The sequence below is a fragment of the Streptomyces diversicolor genome (assembly GCF_057537855.1).
On record NZ_BAAJXA010000079.1, the window covers coordinates 1 to 21490 of the forward strand.

General features: G+C 69.4%; 17 protein-coding genes. 6 read left to right on the forward strand and 11 right to left on the reverse strand.

The features are described 5' to 3' along the window. From AC27LF_RS44070 to AC27LF_RS44100, 7 genes are all read right to left on the reverse strand, one after another. On the reverse strand, positions 1–223 hold a 223-nt coding region (locus AC27LF_RS44070; protein ID WP_479664870.1), incomplete at its 3' end, for a hypothetical protein. Beyond that, positions 220–1119 (reverse strand): amidohydrolase family protein, encoded by a 900-nt coding sequence (locus AC27LF_RS44075; RefSeq protein WP_479664871.1) that lies wholly within the window; start codon positions 1117–1119, stop codon positions 220–222. The genes AC27LF_RS44075 and AC27LF_RS44070, both read right to left, overlap by 4 nt. A gap of 8 nt (positions 1120–1127) precedes the next feature. Further along, positions 1128–2213 carry an ABC transporter permease gene (locus AC27LF_RS44080; protein ID WP_479664872.1) on the reverse strand — a complete coding sequence of 362 codons (1086 nt, stop codon included), beginning with the start codon at positions 2211–2213 and terminating at the stop codon, positions 1128–1130. A gap of 1 nt (position 2214) precedes the next feature. Next, complete coding sequence (locus AC27LF_RS44085) at positions 2215–3315, reverse strand: ABC transporter permease (RefSeq protein ID WP_479664873.1); 1101 nt, start codon at positions 3313–3315, stop codon at positions 2215–2217. Further along, on the reverse strand, positions 3312–4853 hold the full coding sequence (locus tag AC27LF_RS44090; protein ID WP_479664874.1) for an ABC transporter ATP-binding protein: 1542 nt from the start codon (positions 4851–4853) through the stop codon (positions 3312–3314). Before AC27LF_RS44090 ends, AC27LF_RS44085 begins: the two co-directional genes overlap by 4 nt. Before the next feature lie 8 nt (positions 4854–4861). After that, positions 4862–5914 (reverse strand): BMP family lipoprotein, encoded by a 1053-nt coding sequence (locus AC27LF_RS44095; protein WP_479664875.1) that lies wholly within the window; start codon positions 5912–5914, stop codon positions 4862–4864. Between the two features lie 576 nt (positions 5915–6490). Further along, on the reverse strand, positions 6491–7246 hold the full coding sequence (locus AC27LF_RS44100; RefSeq protein ID WP_479664876.1) for a GntR family transcriptional regulator: 756 nt from the start codon (positions 7244–7246) through the stop codon (positions 6491–6493). A gap of 340 nt (positions 7247–7586) precedes the next feature. Between AC27LF_RS44100 and AC27LF_RS44105 the strand changes: the two genes are divergently transcribed. From AC27LF_RS44105 to AC27LF_RS44130, 6 genes are all read left to right on the forward strand, one after another. After that, positions 7587–9308 (forward strand): acetolactate synthase catalytic subunit, encoded by a 1722-nt coding sequence (locus tag AC27LF_RS44105; protein WP_479664877.1) that lies wholly within the window; start codon positions 7587–7589, stop codon positions 9306–9308. Then, a complete protein-coding gene (locus AC27LF_RS44110; RefSeq protein WP_479664878.1) occupies positions 9305–10624 on the forward strand; it encodes an aspartate aminotransferase family protein in 1320 nt (439 codons plus the stop codon). The genes AC27LF_RS44105 and AC27LF_RS44110 overlap by 4 nt, the downstream gene beginning before the upstream one ends. A gap of 95 nt (positions 10625–10719) precedes the next feature. Then, positions 10720–12807, forward strand: coding sequence for a hydantoinase/oxoprolinase family protein (locus AC27LF_RS44115; RefSeq protein WP_479664879.1), 2088 nt, complete (start codon positions 10720–10722; stop codon positions 12805–12807). A gap of 2 nt (positions 12808–12809) precedes the next feature. Further along, positions 12810–14621 carry a hydantoinase B/oxoprolinase family protein gene (locus tag AC27LF_RS44120; RefSeq protein WP_479664880.1) on the forward strand — a complete coding sequence of 604 codons (1812 nt, stop codon included), beginning with the start codon at positions 12810–12812 and terminating at the stop codon, positions 14619–14621. Positions 14622–14830: 209 nt separating this feature from the next. After that, positions 14831–16222, forward strand: a complete 1392-nt coding sequence (locus AC27LF_RS44125) for an MFS transporter (RefSeq protein ID WP_479664881.1) — start codon at positions 14831–14833, stop codon at positions 16220–16222. Between the two features lie 164 nt (positions 16223–16386). After that, positions 16387–17295 (forward strand): LysR family transcriptional regulator, encoded by a 909-nt coding sequence (locus AC27LF_RS44130; protein ID WP_479664882.1) that lies wholly within the window; start codon positions 16387–16389, stop codon positions 17293–17295. 189 nt (positions 17296–17484) lie between these two features. Here the strand turns inward: AC27LF_RS44130 and AC27LF_RS44135 are convergent, their stop codons facing one another. The 4 genes from AC27LF_RS44135 to AC27LF_RS44150 form a co-directional block, all read right to left on the reverse strand. After that, positions 17485–18552 (reverse strand): ABC transporter ATP-binding protein, encoded by a 1068-nt coding sequence (locus tag AC27LF_RS44135; RefSeq protein ID WP_479664883.1) that lies wholly within the window; start codon positions 18550–18552, stop codon positions 17485–17487. After that, positions 18545–19828 carry an ABC transporter substrate-binding protein gene (locus AC27LF_RS44140; protein ID WP_479664884.1) on the reverse strand — a complete coding sequence of 428 codons (1284 nt, stop codon included), beginning with the start codon at positions 19826–19828 and terminating at the stop codon, positions 18545–18547. The genes AC27LF_RS44135 and AC27LF_RS44140 overlap by 8 nt, the downstream gene beginning before the upstream one ends. A gap of 36 nt (positions 19829–19864) precedes the next feature. Beyond that, entirely contained in the window at positions 19865–20779 is a 915-nt protein-coding gene (locus tag AC27LF_RS44145; protein ID WP_479664885.1) for a carbohydrate ABC transporter permease, read from the reverse strand. Next, a partial coding sequence (locus AC27LF_RS44150; protein ID WP_487231300.1) for a carbohydrate ABC transporter permease occupies positions 20776–21490 on the reverse strand: 715 nt, incomplete at its 5' end. The genes AC27LF_RS44150 and AC27LF_RS44145, both read right to left, overlap by 4 nt.

The window sequence follows — 21490 nt, forward strand, 5'->3', positions numbered from 1 at the left end:
TGTACATGAACGAGCCACGCCGGTCCTTGACGCGCGGGTAGGTCCCGGCGTCACAGGCCCAGACGGCGAAGAAGCCGTCGGGGCTGTCGAGGAGGGTGCGCTCGGCGGCATAGGGCGCTCCCTCGGTGACGGGCTCCATGGAGACCTGTTCGGGCAGGGGGCCCCGCGCCACCTGGCGGGCGTCGAGGTGGACGGACGGCACGGGCCGCGGGTTGACGGTCACGGATGTGTTCCTCGGTCGCGAGCGGGGACGAGCGCGGGTTCGGCGGGCGCCGGAATCCCGAGCAGGTCGAAGGACGGGCGGTGCATGAGGTCGTGCAGTTCCTCGTCGGTGACGGGTGTGTGGGCGATCTGCTGCATGCGGGCGACGACGCGGCTCAGGGTGGCGGCGGCGCCGCCGGCCGCCACCATGGGCGAGTCGCTGCCGAAGAGGACCTTGTCCAGTACGCCGTACTCCTTTGCGGCGGACAGCGCGGTGGCCAGGATCGTCGGGCGGCCGGCGATGGCGGAGGTGTCGGCGAAGACGTGCCGGTGGCGCCGCATGACGACGGCCGTCTCGTGCACCCATGGGTGGCCCATGTGGGCGATGACCAGGCGCAGCCGCGGGAAGGCGATGGCGACGTCGTCGAGCAGCAGCGGGTTGGCGTCGGCGAGCCGGCCGGCGTTGGCGAAGATGGCGCCCTGGTGGATCATGACCGGCAGTCCCAGCCGCTCGGCCGTCGCGAACACCCGCATGGTCAGCGGGTTGAGCGGCGAGGTGCCCTGGTAGATGGGGCCGAGTTTGAGGCCGCTGAGGCCGAGGTCGGAGTGGCAGCGCTCGATCTCGTCGACCGCGTCGTGGCGTGTGGGGTCCACCGACATGAAGCCGACGGTCTGCCCGCCGACGGCGCGCACGAACGCGGCGACGGCGTCGTTGGGGACCATGATGCCCGAGGCCTGGGCCTGGAGTCCGAAGACGATGGTCCGCTCCGCCGGGGCGGTCTGTCTGCGGTAGGACTCGACGGTCACCCGGTCGATGGCGTCGGCGGCCAGGCGGGTGGAGACGCGGCCCAGGCCGTCGGTCCAGGGCGGGCCCTGGTGGTCCGGCAACCAGAAGTGCGTGTGAACGTCGGTGATCATGGCTGACGCTAGACCTCGCTTCGCAGATAGGGGACGGCCAGCGCCCCGGGGGCGCGGTGCCGCCGTTTGCCTTCGGTGCCCAGGGCGACCAACGCCAGCAGATAGGGCATGCCGAGCCAGAGCGGTACGGGCACGGTGAGGGCCGGGGCGGTGACGGCCAGGGCGGCCAGGGCGGCGGTGCAGACCAGGCCCGCGGTCTCCACCGCGGTGGGCCGGGCGCGGGTGACGCGGCGCCGGAGGCGGGCGAGCGCCGCCGCCAGCAGGACCAGGACCGCCGCGGCGATCCACACCTCGCGGGGGATGCTCCCCACCGCCTGGATCCGCAGCTGGGTGGCGTCGGCGACCGCGAAGAGTGCCACCGCGGCGCCGAGTCCGGTCATCCGCCAGCCGCCGAAGAGCACCGCGGCGATGACCAGGTAGCCCCGGCCGCCGGTCATGCCCTCGCGGAACACCCCGACGTCGCCGACCGACAGATACGCGCCGGCCGCCCCGGCGCACAGGCCGGAGAAGAGCACCGCGGCCCAGCGCATGCCCCGTACCCCGACCCCGGCGGCGTCGGCCGCCACCGGGCTCTCGCCCACGGCCTTGAGGTCGATGCCCCAGGTGGTCCGGCCCAGCGCCAGTGCGGCCAGGACGACGACCACGGCCACGGCGTAGATGAACGCGTCCTGGTCGAACAGTGCCGGGCCGAGCACGGGCAGGTCGCTCAGGCCCGGTACCGCGAGCCGGGGCAGCGGTGCGAAGGTGCGCGGCGAGCCGAGGAACCGCTCGCCCAGGAACGCGGTGACACCGTAGCCGAGCATCGTCAGGGCGATGCCGGCCACGATCTGGTCGACCTTGGCCTCGATGGCCAGCACGGCCATCACCGCGCCGAACAGCAGGCCGGCGCCGATGCCCGTGAGGAAGGCAAGGAGCATCGAGCCGGTCAGCCGCATCCCCAGGTATCCCCCGAAGGCGCCGGCCAGCAGGACGCCTTCCAGGCCCACGTTGAGCACGCCGGCCCGCTCCGAGACCAGTTCACCGGTGGCCGCCAGCAGGATGGGCGCCGCGATCGTCACGACGGAGACGAGGAACGCCACGTCGAAGATGCCCATGTCACCCCTCCTTGGTGCCGACGAGGGCCGGGACGTCGGCCTCGGTCCGCGTCGGCGCGGCAGGGGGGCGCGCCGTGCGACGGCCGGTCAGGACGGCGGCCAGCAGCACCAGCACGATGACAGCGCCTTGAAGGACCTCGGCCAGGGACGACGGCACGTCCAGACCGGCTTGCAGCGCCGTTCCGCCGACGGTGAGCGCGGAGAAGGCGATCGCGGTGAAGACCGCCGGCACGGGCGAGTTCCCCGCCAGCAGGGCGACGGCGATGCCGTTGAAGCCCGCGCCGCCCTCGAAGCCGTCACTCATCCAGGGCGCCGTACCGGCGAAGAGCAGGGCCGCTCCGGCCAGTCCGGCGAAGCCGCCCGAGACGAGGATGGCGATCACTCCGGCACGCCGGGGGTCGAGGCCCGACCACCGGGCCGCCTCCGCGTTGCCGCCGCAGGCCCGCAGCGCGAACCCGAAGGAACTGCGCGACAACAGCAGTGCCACGCCGAGGGCGCACAGCGGCAGCAGTACGACGTCGTAGGAGAGGGTCTGGCCGGGCACGGCCGCGGAGCCGGGCCAGAGCGTGGACGGCGGGAAGGTCGCGGACTGCGGCTCCTGGCTGCCCGGGCCCTGGAGGGGGCCGCGCACGAGCCAGGCGGCGACCTGGGTGGCCACGAGGTTGAGCAGCAGCGAGGAGATGATCTCCAGGACGCCTCGCGAGGCCCACAGCCAGGCGGTCAGCCCCGCCCACAGCACACCGCCGGCGATGCCGGCCAGTGCGGTGGCGGTGACGGCCAGCGGGCCGGGCAGGCCGCCGCAGTGCAGGCCGACGGTGGTGGCGAGCGAGCCGCCGACGATCACCTGCCCGGGGTAGCCGACGTGCAGTCGGCCGGCACGGGTGGCGATGATCCAGCCGAGCGCGATCAGCAGCAGCGGAACGGCCTGGGTGAGGGTGGTGCCCGCGTTGGTGCCGTTGCCGAACGTGCCGTCCCAGAAGACGGCGGCGGCGTCCGGCAGGGTGACCCCGGCGGCGAGCAGGATCAGCGAGGCGACGGCCGCCGCGGCGGCCACCACCCCCGCGGTGGTCAGCACCCGCGGCAGGTGCCGTGCGATGGTCATGGCGTGTCCTCCGCTGACGTCATGAGGGCACCGATGCGCGTCCTCGTCGCGTCGCGCGCCTCCAGCACCCCGCGGATCCGGCCGTGGGCGAGCACGGCGATCCGGTCGGACAGCGCGATGACCTCGTCGAGGTCCATGGAGACGAGCAGGATCGCTCCGCCGCGTTCGCGGTGTTCGGCGAGCCGTCGGTACACGAAGTCGGTGGCCCGCACGTCCAGGCCACGGGTCGGCTGCACGGCCACCAGGAGCGTGGGCTGGTCGGCGAACTCCCTTGCCAGTACGGCCTTTTGCTGGTTGCCCCCGGACAGCCGCCCGATGGCCACCTGCTCGGAGTCGGCCCGTACGTCGAACTCGGTCATCAGGCCGCGGGCGCGGGCGCGGGCCGCCGCCGTGTCGATCACGCCCCGGCGGCGCAGCGGCGGCCTTCGCAGCGCCCGCAGGTTGATGTTCTCCCACAGCGCCATGCCCGGCACGATGGCGGCGTGGTGGCGGTCCTCGGGGATGAGGGCGCCGCCCGCGGCATAGAAACGTCGGGGTGTGAGGTCGTCGAAGGGCCTGCCGTCGAGTTCGATCCGGCCCGAGCGGGCCGGGTGTATCCCGGTGAGGGCGTCGACCAACTGGTTCTGGCCGCTCCCGGCCACCCCGGCGATGCCGACGATCTCCCCGGCGCGGACTTCCAGATCGGCGCCGCTGAGGACCGGCGGGCTGTGCGGGTCGAGCGGATCGCGCGCGACCTCAAGGCCGCGGACGGTGAGCACCGGCCGCCCGGGGGTGATGTGCGCCCGCTCGGGACGCGGGGCGACCACGTCACCGACCATCATCCGCACCAGTTCGTCGGCGGTGACGCCGCTGATCGGGCCGGTGCCGACGACGGCTCCGGCGCGCAGGACGGTGTACCGGTCGGCGACGGAGAACACTTCGGAGAGCTTGTGCGAGATCAGCACGACGGCGTTCCCGTCCGCCGCCAACCGCCGCATGAGGCCGGCCAGTTCGTCCCACTCCCCCGGGCTGAGCGCGGCACTGGGCTCGTCGAAGATCAGGATCCGGGCACCCCGGCAGAGGAGTTTGACGATCTCCAGCCGCTGCCTCTCCCCGATGGAGGCGTCGGCGACCAAGCGGTCGGGGCTGATCCGCAGGCCGGTGGCGGCCGCGATCTCCTCGGCGCGGCGGCGTACTTGGGCCGTCGCGTCGCCCCACGGCAGGCGTGCGGGGCGTATCGCCAGGTTCTGGGCCTCGGTGAGGGTCGGTACGAGGGTGAAGTGCTGGTGCACCATGCCGATTCCGGCACGCAGGGCATGTTCGGGCTTCTTGAAGTGCACGGCTTCGCCGTCGAGCCGGACCTCGCCCTCGTCGGGCTGGTACAGGCCGGTGACGATCCGCATCAGGGTGGTCTTGCCCGCGCCGTTCTCACCGAGGAGCACATGTATCTCACCTCGGTGGACGTCGAGGTCCACCCGGTGGTTGGCCGTGAAGGCGCCGAACCGCTTGGTGACACCGCTCAGTCTGAGGGCCGGGGCCCTGCTCGCAGTGGTGGCCATGGCGGGTCCTAGCGCTGCTCGAAGGCGTAGGAGGGCTTGGGCAGCAGGACCTGGTCGGCCGGGGTGATGTCGCCCGCGATGATCTGCCGGGTGACCTTGTCGGCGATCTCCTTGGCCTTCCCGGTGGCCTTGCCCGGACAGAACTGGAAGGAGACCGCGCCCTTGGCCATGCCGTAACTGATGGCGCCCGCGGGAAGGTCACCGCGTGCGGCGTCGGTGACGGCGTCCTTCAGGATCGCCGACCAGTCGACCACGCCGGATCCGACGACGTTCTTGCCGGCTTCGCAGTCCAGACCGAACACCTGGTAGACGCCCACCTTCGAGCCGGCCGCGTCGGACGCCTGGTAGACGCCCTGGGAACCGCTGTCCAGGTCGGACAGGATCGAGTCGACGCCGGTAGCGATCATGGCCTCTGCGGCCTGTTTGGCCTTGCCCACGTCGTTGTAGTCGCCGGTGTAGGTCTGCATGACCTTGGCGCCCGACCTGTCGAGGCCGACACCCTGCACCATGCCGTAGTACCAGCTGGCGGAGGCCGGGACCTGGAGCCCGGCGATCATCCCGAGTTTCCTGGACGTCGACAGCGCGGAGGCCACCGCGCCGACGACCACGGCGTCGTAGCCAACAGCGGCGTCGACCGAGGTCACGTTGCCGGCGAAGGACTCGGTGTGGGCGGCGACCAGGATGAATCTGACCTTGGGGAACCTGGGTGCGACGGCCTCGACCGCCTTGTTGAGCGAGGCACCGTCGGCGACGACGACGGCGTTGGCGGCGGCCAGCCTCCGCAGGCCCATGATCTGGTCCTGCGAGTTGGAGACGTTGTCGACGACGGAGGACAGTCTCAGGCCCTTCCGGGCGGCGATCGCCGCTTTCACCCCGGCCAGGCCGTACTGGGTGAACCCGGCGTCGTTGCGCGGGGCTTGGGAGATGAAGCCGATCGAGACCGATGGGCCGGCCTGGCCGTGGCTCGTGGTGGAGGTGGCGCCGCCGGACGCACCGCCGCACGCGGCGAGGGTGAGGGTCAGGGCGACGGTGGTCGGGACGAGGGGGATCGCGGCACGCATGATGACCTTTCCAAGGCCCGACTCCTCGGGCACGGCATGAGCGAGATGCGGAAGCGGCGCCCACATGAACTGGTATGCCAGCCGGGCAGTAGAGGTACCACGTGGTGTGACGGTGCGATCAGATTTCCATCTACCATACTAGGTGTCAAGGGTCGTGCACGGGCCGTCTTTCCCCGCGGAAATGAGCTGTTGTCCAGCCCTCTTGACGTGCGAGGGAGCGTCAGGACCCCGCGATCAGAGCGCACTGTGATCCGTCTGCCATGTCAGATAGGAGAGCGCGTACTGACATTCCAGAGGGGGCAACGACGGGGACGTGCGCACGAGGGGACGCGGTGCCGGGTGCGGCATGCCGGAGAGGGCGCCAAGAGGGCCGCGGCGCCGCGGGCCGGGCCGAGCCGGGCACGCAGCATGCTCGCGCGCCGGCGCAGCACCGGCAGGGCCCGGCGTCAAGGCCCCGAGGCCCATGAGCACTTGGGCATGCCGCTAGGGCACCGGCGAGAGGCCGGCGGGCCTACCGCTCGCCGGCGTTCCGGTGCGTCGCGGACCGCATCCGCGTCCCGCGGGGCCGCGCCCGCCTCACAGCGCGAACTTGACGCTGACCTCGTCGGCGAGTTCGAGACGTCCCTGCTGGACGTGGGCCCGCATGGCCCGCTCCGCCGCGTCGGCGTCATGGGTCCGGATCGCCTGGACGATGGCCTGGTGTTCCGCCAACGACCGCTCCATGCGGCCCGTGCGCCGGGTGACTATGGAGGACAACAGGCCGCGATGGAGCTGCTGGACCAGCAGGCGGTAGTGGTCGGTCAGGCGCTCGTTGCCCGCGCCCTCGGCGATGAGTTCGTGCAAACGCTCGTCCGTCGCGCTGTAGCCGTCCTTGTCCCCCGCCGCCACCGCCGCGGCCAGGGCCATCATCGTCTCGTCGAGCCGGGCGACGGTCTCGTTGTTGGCGCGGTTGGCGCACAGTCGGGCCGCCATGCCCTCGACGGCCTCCCGGACCTCGAACAGGTCCAGGATCTCGTGCCGGCTCAGCCGCTTGACGAACGTGCCCCGGCGCCGCTCGATGGTGACAAAGCCGGCGCCCTCAAGTTCCTTGAGCGCTTCGCGCACCGGCATCCGGCTCACGCCGAACCGCTGCGCCAACCGGGCCTCGGACAGCTTCTCGCCGTGGGCGATCGCTCCGGAGACGATGTCCTGGCGCAACTGCCGTACGATCGCGTCCTTCATGGAGCCGCCGTCCAGGGCGTCGACGGACAGCGGAGCCTGCGGCGACGCGGCCGCGCCCTGCGGTTCCCGGTGTGCCCCGGCGGCACGGCCGCCTGCCTGAGCCCTGGTCATCGGACTGCGCCCCGCCTCCTCGTCGGACCCCCTCGCGGCTGATCGATTTCTACCATACCAGTTGCTCGTCACGCGTCGACGGGGGCCCGCTACGGCGTCAGGTGTCCTGAACTCTTCGGCCGTACGGGGCAGTTGCGTTGCTCCCTCGGTTCACTTCGGCAACGAGACATCTGCCCGGGCCTCATCCTCGTGCATAAGGCCGGAGTCAGGCCGGAGTCACGCCCCCGACCTCGATAAGTCCTGCTTATTGCGCGCGAAATTTTCATCTATTGGACCTCCAAAGGACGCCCGTGTTCCACTCCTGAGCAATCACCGAACAGGCCGATCAAGGAGATCACATATGGGAGGCACGGTCGCGCGCGGCCTGGCAGCGGCATTGCGCCGGCACAAGGTCAGCGATGTATTCGGACAGAGTCTACCGTCGCTGTTCTTTCTGGCCGCCCCCGAGGAATCGATACGGCAAATCGTCTATCGCACGGAGAACGCCGGCGGCGCGATGGCCGACGGGTACGCGAGGGTGTCGGGCAAGGTCGGCGTCGTGGCCGCCCAGAACGGCCCCGCCGCAACGCTGCTCGTGCCGCCGCTGGCCGAAGCCTTCAAGGCTTCGGTGCCGTTGATCGCCATCGTCCAGGAGGTCCCGCGGGCGGCCCGGGACCGCAACGCGTTCCAGGAACTGGACCACGGAAAGCTCTTCGCCGCGTGCACCAAGGCGATTCACCGGATCGACGACCCCGCCCGGGTCGACGACTATGTCGACGCGGCGGTCACCGAAGCGACGTCCGGCCGTCCCGGACCCGTCGTGCTGCTGGTCCCCAAGGACGTCCTGGCGGAGCCCGTTCCGGTCGCCTCCTCCCGCCGCGCCAGCTACGGCCACTTCCCGCTGGACCGGTACGTCCCGGGCCCCGCGCAGATCAAGCACGTCGCCGACCTGCTCGCCACGGCCGAGCGGCCGCTGGTGGTCGCCGGCGGAGGCGTACACATCTCCGGGGCCGGGCCCGAGCTGGCCGAGTTGCAGCGCCTCGGCTCGCTGCCCGTGGCGAGCACACCCATGGGCAAGGGATCGGTGGACGAGACCGACCCGCTGTCCATCGGTGTGATCGGCTACGCCATGGGAGGCCACTCGGCCACCCACTACGCACGCTCCCTGGTGGAGGACGCGGATCTGATCGTGTTCGTCGGCACCCGGACCAACGAGAACGCCACCGACGCCTGGCGGCTGTTTCCCCCCGCGGCGACATACGTCCACATCGACATGGATCCGGTCGAGGTGGGGCGCAACTACGAGGCCGTCCGGCTGATCGGCGACGCCAAGCTCACCCTGCGTGCGATCGTGGACGAGCTGAAGTCCACCTCGCTCGACACCCGCACGGCGGCCCGCGACCAGGTCATCGGCCAGATCGCACAGGCCAGGGCCCGGCACGAGGAACGTATCGCGCCTCGGGCGGCGGCGGCCGGCTCACCGGTCAGGCCCGAGCGCATCATGCGGGAGCTCGATGCGCAGCTGACCGCGGACACCATCGTCGTGGCTGATGCCAGCTACAGCTCGATCTGGATGTCCAACTACCTGCGCGCCCGGCGCAGCGGTCAGCGGTTCCTGTCTCCTCGCGGCCTGGCCGGGCTCGGCTGGGGTGTTCCCATGGCCATCGGCGCCAAGGCGGCGAGCCCGGACAGCCCTGTGGTGGCTGTGGTCGGTGACGGAGGGTTCGCCCACTGCTGGTCCGAGCTTGAGACGGCCGTCCGGATGAACCTGCCCCTCACGGTCATCGTTTTGAACAATGCGATCCTCGGCTACCAGAAGCACTCAGAGCTGCACCAGTTCGCCGAGCACACGAGCGCCATCGACATCACCCGGATCGATCACGCGGCCATCGCCACCGCCTGCGGCGCGCGGGGAGTCCGTGTCGACTCCGCGGACGATCTTGCCGATGCGCTCCGTGACGCGCAGCGCTCGGGCGCCGTCACCGTGATCGACGTGATGACCGCCGCGGACGCCTTCCCGCCGATCTCCGCCTGGGACGACGACACCACGCTGCGCGAGCTGACAGCTGGGGCCGCCCTGTGAACGAGGAGACCTTCAGCGGCTCGCGCACGTACATGCGGCGTGCTCACCAGGTCATCCCACGCGGGGTGAACTCCTCGCGCCGGGCGGCGCTGCGCCCCACCCCGCTGGCCTTCACCCGCGCACAGGGCAGCCGGATCACCGACATCGACGGCACCGAGTATGTGGACTATGTCGCCGGGTACGGCCCGATGCTGCTCGGACACCGGCCCCGCCAGGTGATCGAGGCCGTGCACACACAGCTGGCCGCCGGGGTCCTGTACGGCGGTCAGCACGAGGCGGAGGCCGAACTGGCCGAGCGAATCGTCCAGATGGTGCCCGGCGCGGAGATGGTGCTGCTCAATGTGACCGGCAGCGAGGCCGTCCAGGCGGCGTTGCGGATCGCCCGCGCCGCGACCGGACGACGCAAGACGGTCAAGTTCGAGGGCCACTACCACGGGTGGCTCGACCCGATGACCGCCAACGGGCCGGGCAGCCCCGCGGGATCCGGCCCGGTACCGCGTGGGGTGATCGCTCCGGGACACAGCGTGATCGGGCCGGAGATCCTGGTGTGTCCCTGGAACGACCCGGGGACGCTCGCCGACCTGCTGGCACGTCATGGTGCGGACGTCGCCGCGGTCATCATGGAGCCCGTCGCGGTCAACGGCGGCAACCTGTGGGCCGACGACGGCTATCTGGCCACGGCCCGCCGCCTGTGCGACCAGCACGGCTGCCTGCTCGTCTTCGACGAGGTCGTGACCGGCTTCCGGCTGGCCCCCGGCGGGGCGCAGCAGCGCACCGGTGTGACCCCGGACCTCACCGTGCTCGCCAAGGCCCTCGGCTCCGGGTTCCCGATCAGCGCGGTGGCGGGGCGCGCCGAGGTGATGCGCGTCGCTGAGGACACCGTCGCACATGGCGGAACCTACAACGGCAACGCCTTGTCGGTCGTCGCGGCCAACGCGACCCTCGATGTCCTCAAGACCGATCAGGACTCCCTTTACCCCCGTCTCGAACGCCTCACCGCACACCTCGCGGACGGCATCGAGCAGCTTGCCGCCCGGCACGGGGCTCCGTTGCAGGCTCTGCGCGCCGGCGCCCTGATCCGTCTGCACTGGGGCGCCCCGAAACCCCTGCGTAGCTACGCGGACGCGCTCGCCGGCAGCACCGAACCGCTGCGGCACTTCTCCGAACACCTGATCCGCAACGGCGTCCACGCCCGCGAGAGCGGGCTGTGGTACGTCTCCGCGGCCCACACCGACGACGACGTGGAGGGGACCCTGTCTGCCGTCGACCGGGCGCTGGCCGAGGTCTCCCGGCAACTGCTCGGCAGCGCTCGGTAGCCAGGGCGTCCGCACCGTCCCCCTGGGGCCGCTGCCGCGCCACGTCCCGCGGTCGCCGGCCTCGCGTCTCGCCGTCGCCCACCCGAGAGGCACCCATGCGTTTTTCTGTCTCCGCCGACACCGGCGGCACCTTCATCGACGTCGTCGTCCGCGACGACGAGAACAACCACTACGTCGGCAAGGCACTGACCACCCACCAGCGTGTCTTCGACGGCATGCGCGAGGCCATCGAAGGTGTCGCCGACGGCCTCGGGACAACCGCGCGGGCCCTGCTGGCCGACACCGACCTGTTCATCTACGGCACCACGCGGGCGACCAACGCCATCGTGACCCGTCAGGTGGCCAAGACCGCCCTGCTCACCACCGAGGGCTTTCCCGACATCCTCGTGCTGAAGGAGGGCGGCAAGCGGGACGTCTTCGACTACGCGACCGAATACCCGGCCCCCTACATCCCGCGGCGCAGGACGTTCGAGGTTCCTGAACGTGTCAGCTCCGAGGCACGGATCACCAGGCCACTGGACGAGCAGGCGGTGCGGGACATCCTGCACCACCTGCGCCTTGACAACTACGAGGCAGTGGCCGTGTCTCTGCTGTGGTCCGTCGTGGAGCCCGCGCACGAACTCCGTATAGGCGAACTCATCGAAGAGATCCTGCCAGGCGTCCCGTACACGCTTTCCCATCAGATCGCGCCGATCGTCCGCGAGTACCGCCGTGCCTCGGCGACTGCCATCGACGCCTCGCTCAAGCCGCTGATGCAGGACCATTTCCGCGCGCTTGAGTCGGACCTGCGGGAATTCGGCTACGCCGGTCAACTGCTGGTTTCCTCAAGCATCGGCGGCGTGATGACCGTGCGGGAGATGATCGCCGCGCCGATCAACGCCGCCAAGTCCGGACCCGCGATGGCTCCGGTCGCGGCCGTCAGCTTCTCCAACGCGGAAGGTTTCGGCGGAGACACCATCGTCTGCGACACCGGCGGAACCACGTTCGATGTCGGCCTGTCGCACGATTCGGGGCTGGTCCACACCCGTGAGACATGGCTCGGCGGCGAGTGGGAGGGAGATCTGCTCGGTATCTCGTCGGTCGACATCCGCTCGATCGGCTCCGGCGGCGGGTCGATCGCCTGGGTGGACGACGGTGGGCTGCTGCGTGTCGGCCCCCAGTCGGCCGGTTCCGAACCGGGCCCCGCCTGCTACGGACGTGGCGGCACCGAGGCCACCTTGTCGGACGCCGCCTGCGTCCTGGGTTTCTTCGACCCGGACTACTTCCTGGGCGGCCGCATGGACCTGGACGTCCCGGCGGCCCGTAAGGCCGTGGCCCAGGTGGCCGGGAAGCTCGGCAGGACCGTCGAGGAGACGGCCTGGGGGATCCTGACCCTGGCGACGGACCACATGGTCAAGGCGGTCCACGACATGACCATCTCCCAGGGCCTGGACCCCAAGGAGAGCACGGTCGTCGCCGGCGGCGGGGCTGCCGGCATCAACATCATGCAGATCGCAGCCGAACTGGGCAGCAGCCGGGTGATCCTGCCCAAGACCGCGGGTGCCCTGTCGGCGGCGGGCATGCACTTCGCCGACATCGTCAAGGAGGAGTCGGCGCCGCTGATCACCCGAGGCTCGGCCTTCGACGCGGACGGCGTCAACGCGGCGCTGGCACGGCTGCGCGACCGGCTTGCGGCCTTCGCGGGCCGGGTCGGCCTCGACGAGGACGACTATGTGATCGAGTACTTCACCGAGGCCCGTTACGAGGCCCAGGTGTGGGACATCGTCACCCCGGTGCCGGTGGGCGAGTTCCGCGGCGATGAGGACATCGCTCGGCTCCGCAAGGCATTCGACGACGAGCACGAGCGCCTGTTCGCCTTCTGTGACGGCTCCGCGGACCTGGAGTTCATCAGCTGGAAGGCACGGCTGACCGCCGACCTGCACACCAGTCCGCCGCCCGTGCCAGCCGTGGCCCGGACCGAGGGCGCCCCGTCGAAGACACGTGTGTGCTACTTCGGCCCGGCCGGACGGACCGACACACCCGTGTACCTGCCCAAGAGCCTGCGACCGGGCCAGTATGTGCCCGGCCCCGCGATCATCCAGGAGCCGACCACCACGTTGGTCGTCTTCCCGGGCATGGCCACCGAGGTCAGCGGGTCCGGCAACTACATCCTGCATGTGACGACTTCGGAGGGAGACCGGTGACGGTGTCCGACGACAGCACGCCCGCCGTGGACAAGAACGAGTTCGACCCGATCCTGACCGCCATCCTGGCCAACCGCCTGGACGGCATCGTGCGCGAGATGACCACGACCCTGCTGCGCTCGGCACGCTCGGCGGTGATCAACAGCGGGCGCGACTTCTCGTGCGCCATCACCACGGCCGACAATGAGCTGCTGGCCGCGGCGGAAGGTCTGCCGGTGCACATCTTCGGTGTGCAGTTGCAGGCAGAGGAGGTTGTGGCCGCCCACCCGGATCTGGCCGAGGGCGACGCCTACCTGGACAACAATCCCTACGGGGGGAACTCCCACGCCGCGGACCACTCCGTGCTCGTACCCGTGTTCATCGACGGTGAGCACATGTTCACCGCGGTGGCCAAGGCCCATCAGGCCGACACCGGGAACTCGCTGCCCACCACCTACTTCGCGGGTGCGAGGGACGTGTACGAGGAAGGTGCCCTGATCTTCCCCGCGGTCCGGGTGCAGCGGAACTACACCACCATCGGCGACATCATGCGCATGTGCATGGCCCGCATCCGCGTGCCGCAGCAGTGGCACGGTGACTTCCTGGCGTCGCTCGGGGCCGCACGGATCGCGGAGCGCCGGCTCAAGGAACTGTGCGAGAAGTACGGCAAGGACCAGGTCAAGCAGTTCGTCCGCAGCTGGTTCGACTACTCCGAGGACCGCATGCGCCGGACCATCGCCCAGCTGCCGCAGGCCCATCTGCACAACACCGGCAGACACGACCCGTTCCAGCCCTACCTGCCCGACGGGCTGGAGTTCCGGGTCGGCATCGACATTCACCCGCAGGACGGGCGGATCGTCGTCGATCTGACCGACAACGCGCCGAACGTCGACTGCGGGCTCAACCTCACCAAGGCCACCACGCTGGCCGGGGTGTACAGCGGCATCTTCCACGGCCTGTGCGGACAGGTGCCCAAGAATTCCGGCGCGTTCCGCCGTGTGGAGGTTCGGCTCAAGAAGGGCGCCGCCGTCGGCATCCCGGAGTTCCCGTACAGCTGCTCCGTTGCCACGACCAACGTCGCCGACCGGCTGACGAACTGTGTCGGTGCGGCCTTCGCCCAGCTCGGTGAGCCGTACGGGATCGCCGAAGGCCCGGTCGGCATGGGTGTTCCGCACGCGGTCGTCTCCGGTCACGACTCACGCACCGGCGAACGGTTCGTCAACCAGTTGCTGATGGGCGCGGCCGGCGGACCCGGCAGCGCCACCGCCGACGGCTGGCTGACGTGGAACGTGCCCAGCACGGCCGGCCTGACCTACCGGGACTCCGTGGAGATCGACGAGCTGAAGATGCCGATCCAGTACCGGCACATCCGGATGATGGCCGACTCCGGCGGTGCCGGACGTCACCGGGGCGGGTGCACCGTCGACCTGGCCTTCGAGTCGAAGGAGGACGGTGTCTCGGTCATCTACCCCTGCGACGGACAGATCGTCCCGCCGAAGGGAGTGCTCGGTGGACAGGACGGCGCCCTGGCCGCCGGCTGGATGATCGACACCGACGGCAGCGAGACTGTGCTGCCCAACAACGCGGTCGTCACACTCGACACCGGCCAGGCCGTCCGGGGTGTGGAGTGTTCCGGCGGTGGCTACGGCGACCCCCTGGACCGCGACCCCAAACGCGTCCTCGACGACGTGCTCGGGCGCTGGGAGAGCATCGACCACGCCCGCGAGGTCTACGGCGTCGTGATCACCGGCAGCGGAGACGGCCTTTCCATCGACTGGAGCGCGACCGCCACCGCCAGGGCCGCCCTGCGCGACCCCTCCCCGGTGTCGTCCTGACCCCCGCGAGGGCCACCCCCCACGACCATCCGGCTGACCCGGCGTCGTCCTGATCCCACGGCCTGGTTTCCGGTCCCGGCAGGGCTCGGAGACCAGGCCGCGCGAAGCCCTCGCACACACATCCCGCCCCGTCAGTCCACGCTTCATCCGGAAGGCGCCACCTCAGGCCAACGACGTAGTCGCCGCCTCGGCGACGAGAAGGACGAGCCATGACCGCCACCGCACTGACCCCGCCGGGCCGGCCGACGAACCGACGTACGATCTTCGGTGCCGTCGCCGGGACACTCACGGAGTATTACGACTTCGCCATCTACGGGCTGCTGGCACCGACCATCGCAAGCCAGTTCTTCCCCGAGGCCGATCCCACAGCCGCGCTGCTCAGCACCTTTGTGGTCTTCGCCCTGGGGTTCCTCTTCCGCCCGCTGGGCGGTTTCGTCTTCGGTTACGTCGGCGACAAGTTCGGACGCACGAAGGCGCTGACCGCGGCGATTCTCCTGATGGCGGCGACCACGACCGCGATCGGTCTGCTTCCGACATACGCCGGCGTGGGGCTCCTGTCCCCGGTGCTCCTGCTGGTCTGCCGATGTCTGCAGAGCGTGTCCAACGGCGGCGAGTTCGCCGGGGCGACGTCCTACCTGGCCGAGTCGGCGCCGCACGACAAGCGGGCGACGTACGTCAGCGCCATCACGGTGTCGTCCGCGATCCCCGCCGTCCTCGGCGCCCTCGTCATCCTGCCCGTCTCCGTTCTCCTGGACGACGCCGCCTTCGCCACCTGGGGCTGGCGTATCCCGTTCCTGCTGGGCGCGCCCCTCGGACTGATCGGCCTGTACGTGCGGTTGCGCCTGGCCGAGCCCGAGGTCTTCACCGAGATGAAGGCGGCAGGAGCGGCGCCCCGCAACCCGCTGCTCACCGGCATCCGCACCCAGTGGCGCAAGATGCTCCTCGTGTTCTGTGCCGCGGCGGTCACCGCGTCCTCCTACTACATCCTGAACTCCTACATGGTCACCTATACGGAGACGAAGCTGGGTGTCAGCCGCGACGCCTCGCTGTTCATGAACAGCACGGCCATCGTGATCTTCTGCGCGGCGGTGCTCCTCGGCGGCCGGGCCGCCGACCGGTTCGGACGCCGGCCGGTGATCGTCACGGGCCTGGTGGCCCTGACCGTGCTCGGTGTTCCGGCCTTCCTGCTGATGCAGACCGGCCATCTCGTCGGCGTGCTGCTCGGGCAGATCGTCTTCGGCCTGTGCATCGCACCGGTCTCGGCGGTCGTGCCGGCTCTGTCGGCCGAGCTGTTCCCGACGTCGGTCCGGTACAGCTGCAACTCGATGAGCTACAACCTCGCCTACACGATCTTCGCCGGAACCGCTCCCTTCGTCGCCGCGTGGCTGGTCGCCCTGACCGGGCTGCTCATCTCTCCGGCCGTCTACGCGTCCTCGATCGCGCTCGTCGCCGGTTTGATCATCTTCTGCTTCCTCAAGGAGACCGGTGGCACTGCCCTGGAACAGGATGTGGATACCGGAGAGGTTCACGGCGATAATGAGGTGTCCGGCTCACCGGACGACGGCAGGGAGCGGCACGCTCCCGCACGGTTGCGCGGCTGACCCCACCGATGAGGCTGCCACCTGGGTGCACGGGGTCGGACGTGCACCCAGGGGGTACTGCGATCCGGCGGTCGCTCGCACACGGCCGGCGGCGCCGCAGGTCGTACCGCGCCTGCCCCGGGGAGCAAGCAAGCAGCACCAGCGGAGGGCACACAAGGGCAGCGATGGACTTGAGAAGGTTGGAGTACTTTCTGGTGCTCGCGCGCTTGCAGCACTTCGGCCGTGCGGCTGAGAAGCTGCACATCTCGCAGCCGGGCCTGTCCCAGCAGATCAAGGTCCTGGAGCACGAGGTCGGTGCGCTGCTGTTCGACAGGAGCACCAAACCGATCTCTCTGACGACCGCAGGCGAGGTGCTGTGCGAGCAGGGTGAGCTGGTCCTCGCGCAGGTCGATCTGTGTGTCGAACGCGTACGGATGGCCGTTGAGCAGCCCACGGGGACACTTCGGGTCGCCTACACCCGCTCCGGAGCCGACCTGAACATGCACGAGCTCGTCGAGCGCTTCCGCGCCCACTGTCCCGGAGTGCAGATCTCTCTGACCTCGGCCTGGACGAGCCGCAACCTGGAACTGCTCGAAGCCGGAGAGGTGGACGTCGCCTTCGCCCGGTCCATCGTGCGTGACCAGGCGGTCGACTCGATGGTCGTCGCCACCGAAGAACTCGTCGTCGCCTTGCCCGACGATCATCCACTGGTCGCCTTGCAACGCGTCACCTACGACGACGTGGTGGACCTTCCGCTCGTGCACTGGCCGCGATCGCAGGGGCCCGCCTACCACGACGAGATCAGACGGCAGATCTGGGGCGATCGACCACAGAAGATCGTCATGGAACAGCCTGAGGCGGAGCACATCCTGCGCGAGGTTGCCAACGGTGTCGGCATCGCCGTGCTGGACGAACGACGAGCGACCAAGCTCTGCCCGCCCAGGGTTCGCGTGCGACGCTTCGCAGCCCCCGCTCCGACCACCACTCTCGTGGTGTCCTGGCTGCCTGGTTCCACCCGGTCATCGGTGGTGAACCGCTTCATCGGACTGTGCCGCAGACACGCGCTCCAGCCCGGCGCGGACCCGTGCCCCTGATCGTGACTTCGGTCCGTTCGCTGTGCCGTTGAATGGGGGTGGGGATGGGGCGTGATTACTGACCCGGCTCCCGCCGCTCAAGCGCGTCCATCCGCTCCAGGACGCCCTGTGCCTCATCGGCGGACTCCAGCCTTGTGCGGGTGGCGGACGGAAGGCGGCGGAAGGCGCGTTTCCTCGGTGTCAGGCCGCCTATGGGTCGATGCGTATGCCGTCCGCGTCGAAGAGGTGCAGACGTTCGACATCGACGCAGAGGCGCACGGTGTCGGCGGTGACGGTGCCCACCGGCACCCGGGCCTTGAGCTTGTGGCCACTGGCGAGAGTGATGTGGGCCAGTTCCTCGCTGCCGAGCAGTTCGAGGAGCCTGACCCGGCCGGTGAGCGTGACCTGGGGGCGGTCTGCCGAGGTGTCGGCCGCTCGAAGGTCCTCGGGCCGGATGCCGACGCACGCCGTCGCGGCGGCCTTCGGCGCCCGGAGTTCGACGATCGGCGACCCGTCCGACGTCCGGAAGTACCCGTCCTGGACGATGCCGTCGACAAGGTTCATGGCCCCGAGGAACGAAGCGGTGAACCTGTTCGCCGGGCGGGAGTAGACCTCGCGTGGGGTGGCCTGTTGCTGCAGCCGTCCCTCGTTCAGGACGGCCACCTGGTCGCCGAGTGTCAGCGCCTCGGTCTGGTCGTGGGTGACGTAGACGACCGTGGCGCCGAGCTTCTGGAACAGCTCGTGCAGTTCGGCGCGCATATCGACCCGCAGCGCGGCGTCGAGGTTCGACAGCGGCTCGTCCATCAGCAGCACGGACGGCCGGCGGATCAGCGCCCGCCCGATGCCGACGCGCTGTTTCTGCCCACCGGACAGCTGGGCCGGTTTCTTCCCCAGATGCGAGGTCAACCGCAGCAGCCGCGCGATCTCGGTGACCCGCCCGGCGCGCTCGCCTCGCGGCACCTTGCCCATGACCAGCGGGAACTCGATGTTGGCGGCGACCGTCTTGGCCGGGTACAGGGCGTAGTTCTGGAAGACCATGGCCGTGCTCCGACGCTGGGGGTCGGCATACGTCATGTCACGGCCGTTGATCCGGATCGTCCCGCCGGTGGGATGGTCCAGTCCGGCGATGCAGCGCAGCAGGGTGGTCTTGCCGCAGCCGCTGGGCCCGACCAGGGTGAGTATGTCGCCGGCCTGGCACGACACGGTCACCTGACGCAGGGCCTGGTCCGCCGGCCCGAACGTCTTGGTCACGTCGACGCAGTCGATTCCCTCAGCCATGGTTCTTCAGGATTTCGTCGACCGCGTTCTGCGACTCGGTGAGCGCCTTCTCAGGGGACTCGCTGCCGCCCAGGGCCTGGAGGAGGCTCTTCTCGATCGCGTCGTTGGCCTCGACGTCGTGGCCGCCGGGGTAGGTCTGCCACTGGTTCAGGTAGGGGATGGCGTCCAGCGGTGTCCGCCGGTTGGGCTGCTCACCGAAGTACTTCTTCAGCTCCGGGCTCTTCAGGGCGGCGGAGTTGACGGGCATATAGCCCGACGCGACGGTCAGTGCCGTGCTCGCCGTCGGACTGACCAGTTGCTGGATGGCCTTGAGGGCGGCAGCCTGACGGTGCGGGTCCTTGGTGAGCAGGACGATCGCCGCGCCCGACGCGGGTGCGCTGCGTGTGCCGCCGTCTTCGATGGGAACCTGTCCGGTGGCGACGGTGAACTTCGCGCTGTTGTTGATGTTGCCGAGGTTTCCGTTGGACTGGATCAGCATGCCGGCATCGCCGTTGATGAACGCCTGGATGTTGGGGCTGGTGTCCGCCGTGCGGGCGAGCAACGGCATGGCCTTGTCCTTGACCAGGCCGCGCCAGTAGGTGAGCACCGCTCGGCCCTGGGGGCTGTTGAACGCGGCGCTGGTTTCGCCGGAGTTGAGCATCGCGCCGCCGGCACTTGCCAGTTGCTGCTGGAAGTCGATGTTGCTGCCGCCGTTCCAGTCCATCACGATGCCGTACTTGTGCTTGGCCGGATCCGCCAGCTTCATGGCGTCCTTGCGCAGCTCACTCCATGTGGTCGGCAGATGCGCCGGGTCGAGCCCGGCGGCCTTGAACATGTCCGCGTTGGCGTAGAGGATCCGCGTCGCGACGCCGTAAGGAAGCCCGTACTGCTTTTGGTTGTACTGGGTGAGCTTCAGGAACTTGGGGTCTATGTCCTTGGTGTTCAGGCTGCCCTTGGCGATCGCGGTGTCCAGCGGCTGGGCGATGCCGAGGTCGACCAGTCCGCGCAGGTTGTTCAGCCCGACCAGAGCCACATCCGGCAGGCGGCCGGTGCCTGCCTCGCGGATGATCCGCTGCTGGACGTCGTTGTAGTTCTTGCCCGCGAGGACAAGGTTCACCCGAGGGGCTTTCGGCTCTTTCTCCAGTGGCTTGACAGCGGTTTTCAACGGATCGGCGTAGAGACTGGCCTGCGTGTAATAGACGCGGACGGCGGCGTCCTCGGTGTTCGAGGTTCCACAGGAAGTCACCCCGGCCAGAAGGCCAATGGAGGCCAGTGCTGCGGCGATTCTCCATCGCATGGTTTTGCTCCTTGAAAACGGGACCGAACGGGGCGTTCAGTCCGGGGTGTTCGACAGCACGAGACCGCGAACGAAATGACGCTGGGCGAACAGGAATCCCACCACCAGCGGAAGCACGGCCAGCGTGGCGGCGGCCATCTGGGCCGCGAAGTCATTGCTTTCCGAGTTGGCGAACGCCGAAATACCGTAGGGCACCGTCGCCGCGTCGTCGCTCGACAGGACCAGGCTCGGCCAGAAGTAGTCGTTCCAGTGGGAGACGATACTGAAGACCGCGAACGCGGTGAGCGCCGGCCGGGCCATCGGAAGGACGATGCGCCACACCGTTGTCCAGTTGCTTGCTCCGTCGAGCCGCGCCGCATCCAGTACGTTCTGCGGGATTCCCAGAAAGAACTGGCGGAGCAGGAACACGCCGAAGGCGCTGGCAAGAAAAGGTGAGATCAGCGACAGGCGATTGTCCAGGAGGCCGGCCTTGGCGAACAGCAGATACAGGGGTATGGCGACGACCTGCATCGGCAGCATGGTGCCGAACAGGACCAACCCGAGTGCCAGCCTGCTGCCGCGGAACCGCATCCGCGCCAGCGCGTAGGCGGCCGGGACGGCGAGAAGCACCTGGCCGAGGAAGATCAGCCCGGTCACGGCCACGCTGTTGAGGAAGTACCGTCCCATCGGCACCGTGTCGAAGACGCGGCGATAGGCATCGACCGTCGGATGCTGCGGCAGGAGGCCGCTGCCGTAGATCTCGTCGTCCGGTTTGAAAGAGCTGAACACCATCCAGGCGAACGGCGCGAGCATGACGACGGCGCCCACGGCCAGCAGTATGTGCCGGGGTAGGTCACTGGCGGCGGCCCGCCGCAGGACGCTTCCCCAGCCGTGGCCGGATGCGTCGGGTGCCCCCGCTCGGCCCGGCGCCGGATGGCCGGCGGCATGCCGCGATGTTGTGCCGGTGGTCATCGGGCGCCCGCCTCGCTGAGTCGTCGGCCGAATGACCGCATCTGCACCAGCGTCACCAGCATGACGATGACCAGCAGCACGATGCTGATGACGGCCCCTCCGCTGATGTCCTGGTAGAAAACGCCTCGCCGGTAGAGTTCGTAACTCAGTGTCGAGGTACTGCCGATGGGCCCGCCCTCGGTCATCAGCGCCACGGTGTCGTAGACGCGCAGTGCGCTGATGGTGCTGATGACGACGGCGAACACGGTGGTCGGCCCGAGAGCGGGCCACTGGACGTGCCAGAACCGATGCCACGCGTTCGCGCCGTCGAGACGGGCCGCCTCAAGATGCGCGGTGGGCACGTTGGCCAGCCCCGACAGAAACAGCACGACCGCGTATCCGAGTTGATGCCACACCCCGACGAGAGCGACCGCCGGGAGGGCGAGCGAACTGTCGCTCAACCAGTTCGTCACCCCGAACAACTGGCCCACGGTGGAGTCGATCAGCCCTCGTTCCGGGTAGAACATCCATTTCCAGACGATGCTCATCGCCGCGAGGGTGCTGGCGAACGGCAGAAAGTACACCGTCCGCCAGAAGACCTTTCCACGCCGCACACTGTGAATGGTGAGGGCGATCAGAAGACCGAGCACCGTGACGGCCGGCACGGTGAAGAGCGAATACAGCAGAGTATTGACGATTGCTTGGCGCAGTTCCTCACTGCCCAGCACCCGG

What these genes read in the sequence shown, in the direction of transcription:
- AC27LF_RS44090 (WP_479664874.1), bottom strand. Translation starts at nt 4,853, where the DNA reads ATGGCCACCACTGCGAGCAGGGCCCCGGCCCTCAGACTGAGCGGTGTC.
- AC27LF_RS44095 (WP_479664875.1), bottom strand. Translation starts at nt 5,914, where the DNA reads ATGCGTGCCGCGATCCCCCTCGTCCCGACCACCGTCGCCCTGACCCTC.
- AC27LF_RS44080 (WP_479664872.1), bottom strand. Translation starts at nt 2,213, where the DNA reads ATGGGCATCTTCGACGTGGCGTTCCTCGTCTCCGTCGTGACGATCGCG.
- AC27LF_RS44140 (WP_479664884.1), bottom strand. Translation starts at nt 19,828, where the DNA reads ATGCGATGGAGAATCGCCGCAGCACTGGCCTCCATTGGCCTTCTGGCC.
- AC27LF_RS44100 (WP_479664876.1), bottom strand. Translation starts at nt 7,246, where the DNA reads ATGACCAGGGCTCAGGCAGGCGGCCGTGCCGCCGGGGCACACCGGGAA.
- AC27LF_RS44085 (WP_479664873.1), bottom strand. Translation starts at nt 3,315, where the DNA reads ATGACCATCGCACGGCACCTGCCGCGGGTGCTGACCACCGCGGGGGTG.
- AC27LF_RS44075 (WP_479664871.1), bottom strand. Translation starts at nt 1,119, where the DNA reads ATGATCACCGACGTTCACACGCACTTCTGGTTGCCGGACCACCAGGGC.
- AC27LF_RS44115 (WP_479664879.1), top strand. Translation starts at nt 10,720, where the DNA reads ATGCGTTTTTCTGTCTCCGCCGACACCGGCGGCACCTTCATCGACGTC.
- AC27LF_RS44145 (WP_479664885.1), bottom strand. Translation starts at nt 20,779, where the DNA reads ATGACCACCGGCACAACATCGCGGCATGCCGCCGGCCATCCGGCGCCG.
- AC27LF_RS44125 (WP_479664881.1), top strand. Translation starts at nt 14,831, where the DNA reads ATGACCGCCACCGCACTGACCCCGCCGGGCCGGCCGACGAACCGACGT.
- AC27LF_RS44130 (WP_479664882.1), top strand. Translation starts at nt 16,387, where the DNA reads ATGGACTTGAGAAGGTTGGAGTACTTTCTGGTGCTCGCGCGCTTGCAG.
- AC27LF_RS44105 (WP_479664877.1), top strand. Translation starts at nt 7,587, where the DNA reads ATGGGAGGCACGGTCGCGCGCGGCCTGGCAGCGGCATTGCGCCGGCAC.
- AC27LF_RS44135 (WP_479664883.1), bottom strand. Translation starts at nt 18,552, where the DNA reads ATGGCTGAGGGAATCGACTGCGTCGACGTGACCAAGACGTTCGGGCCG.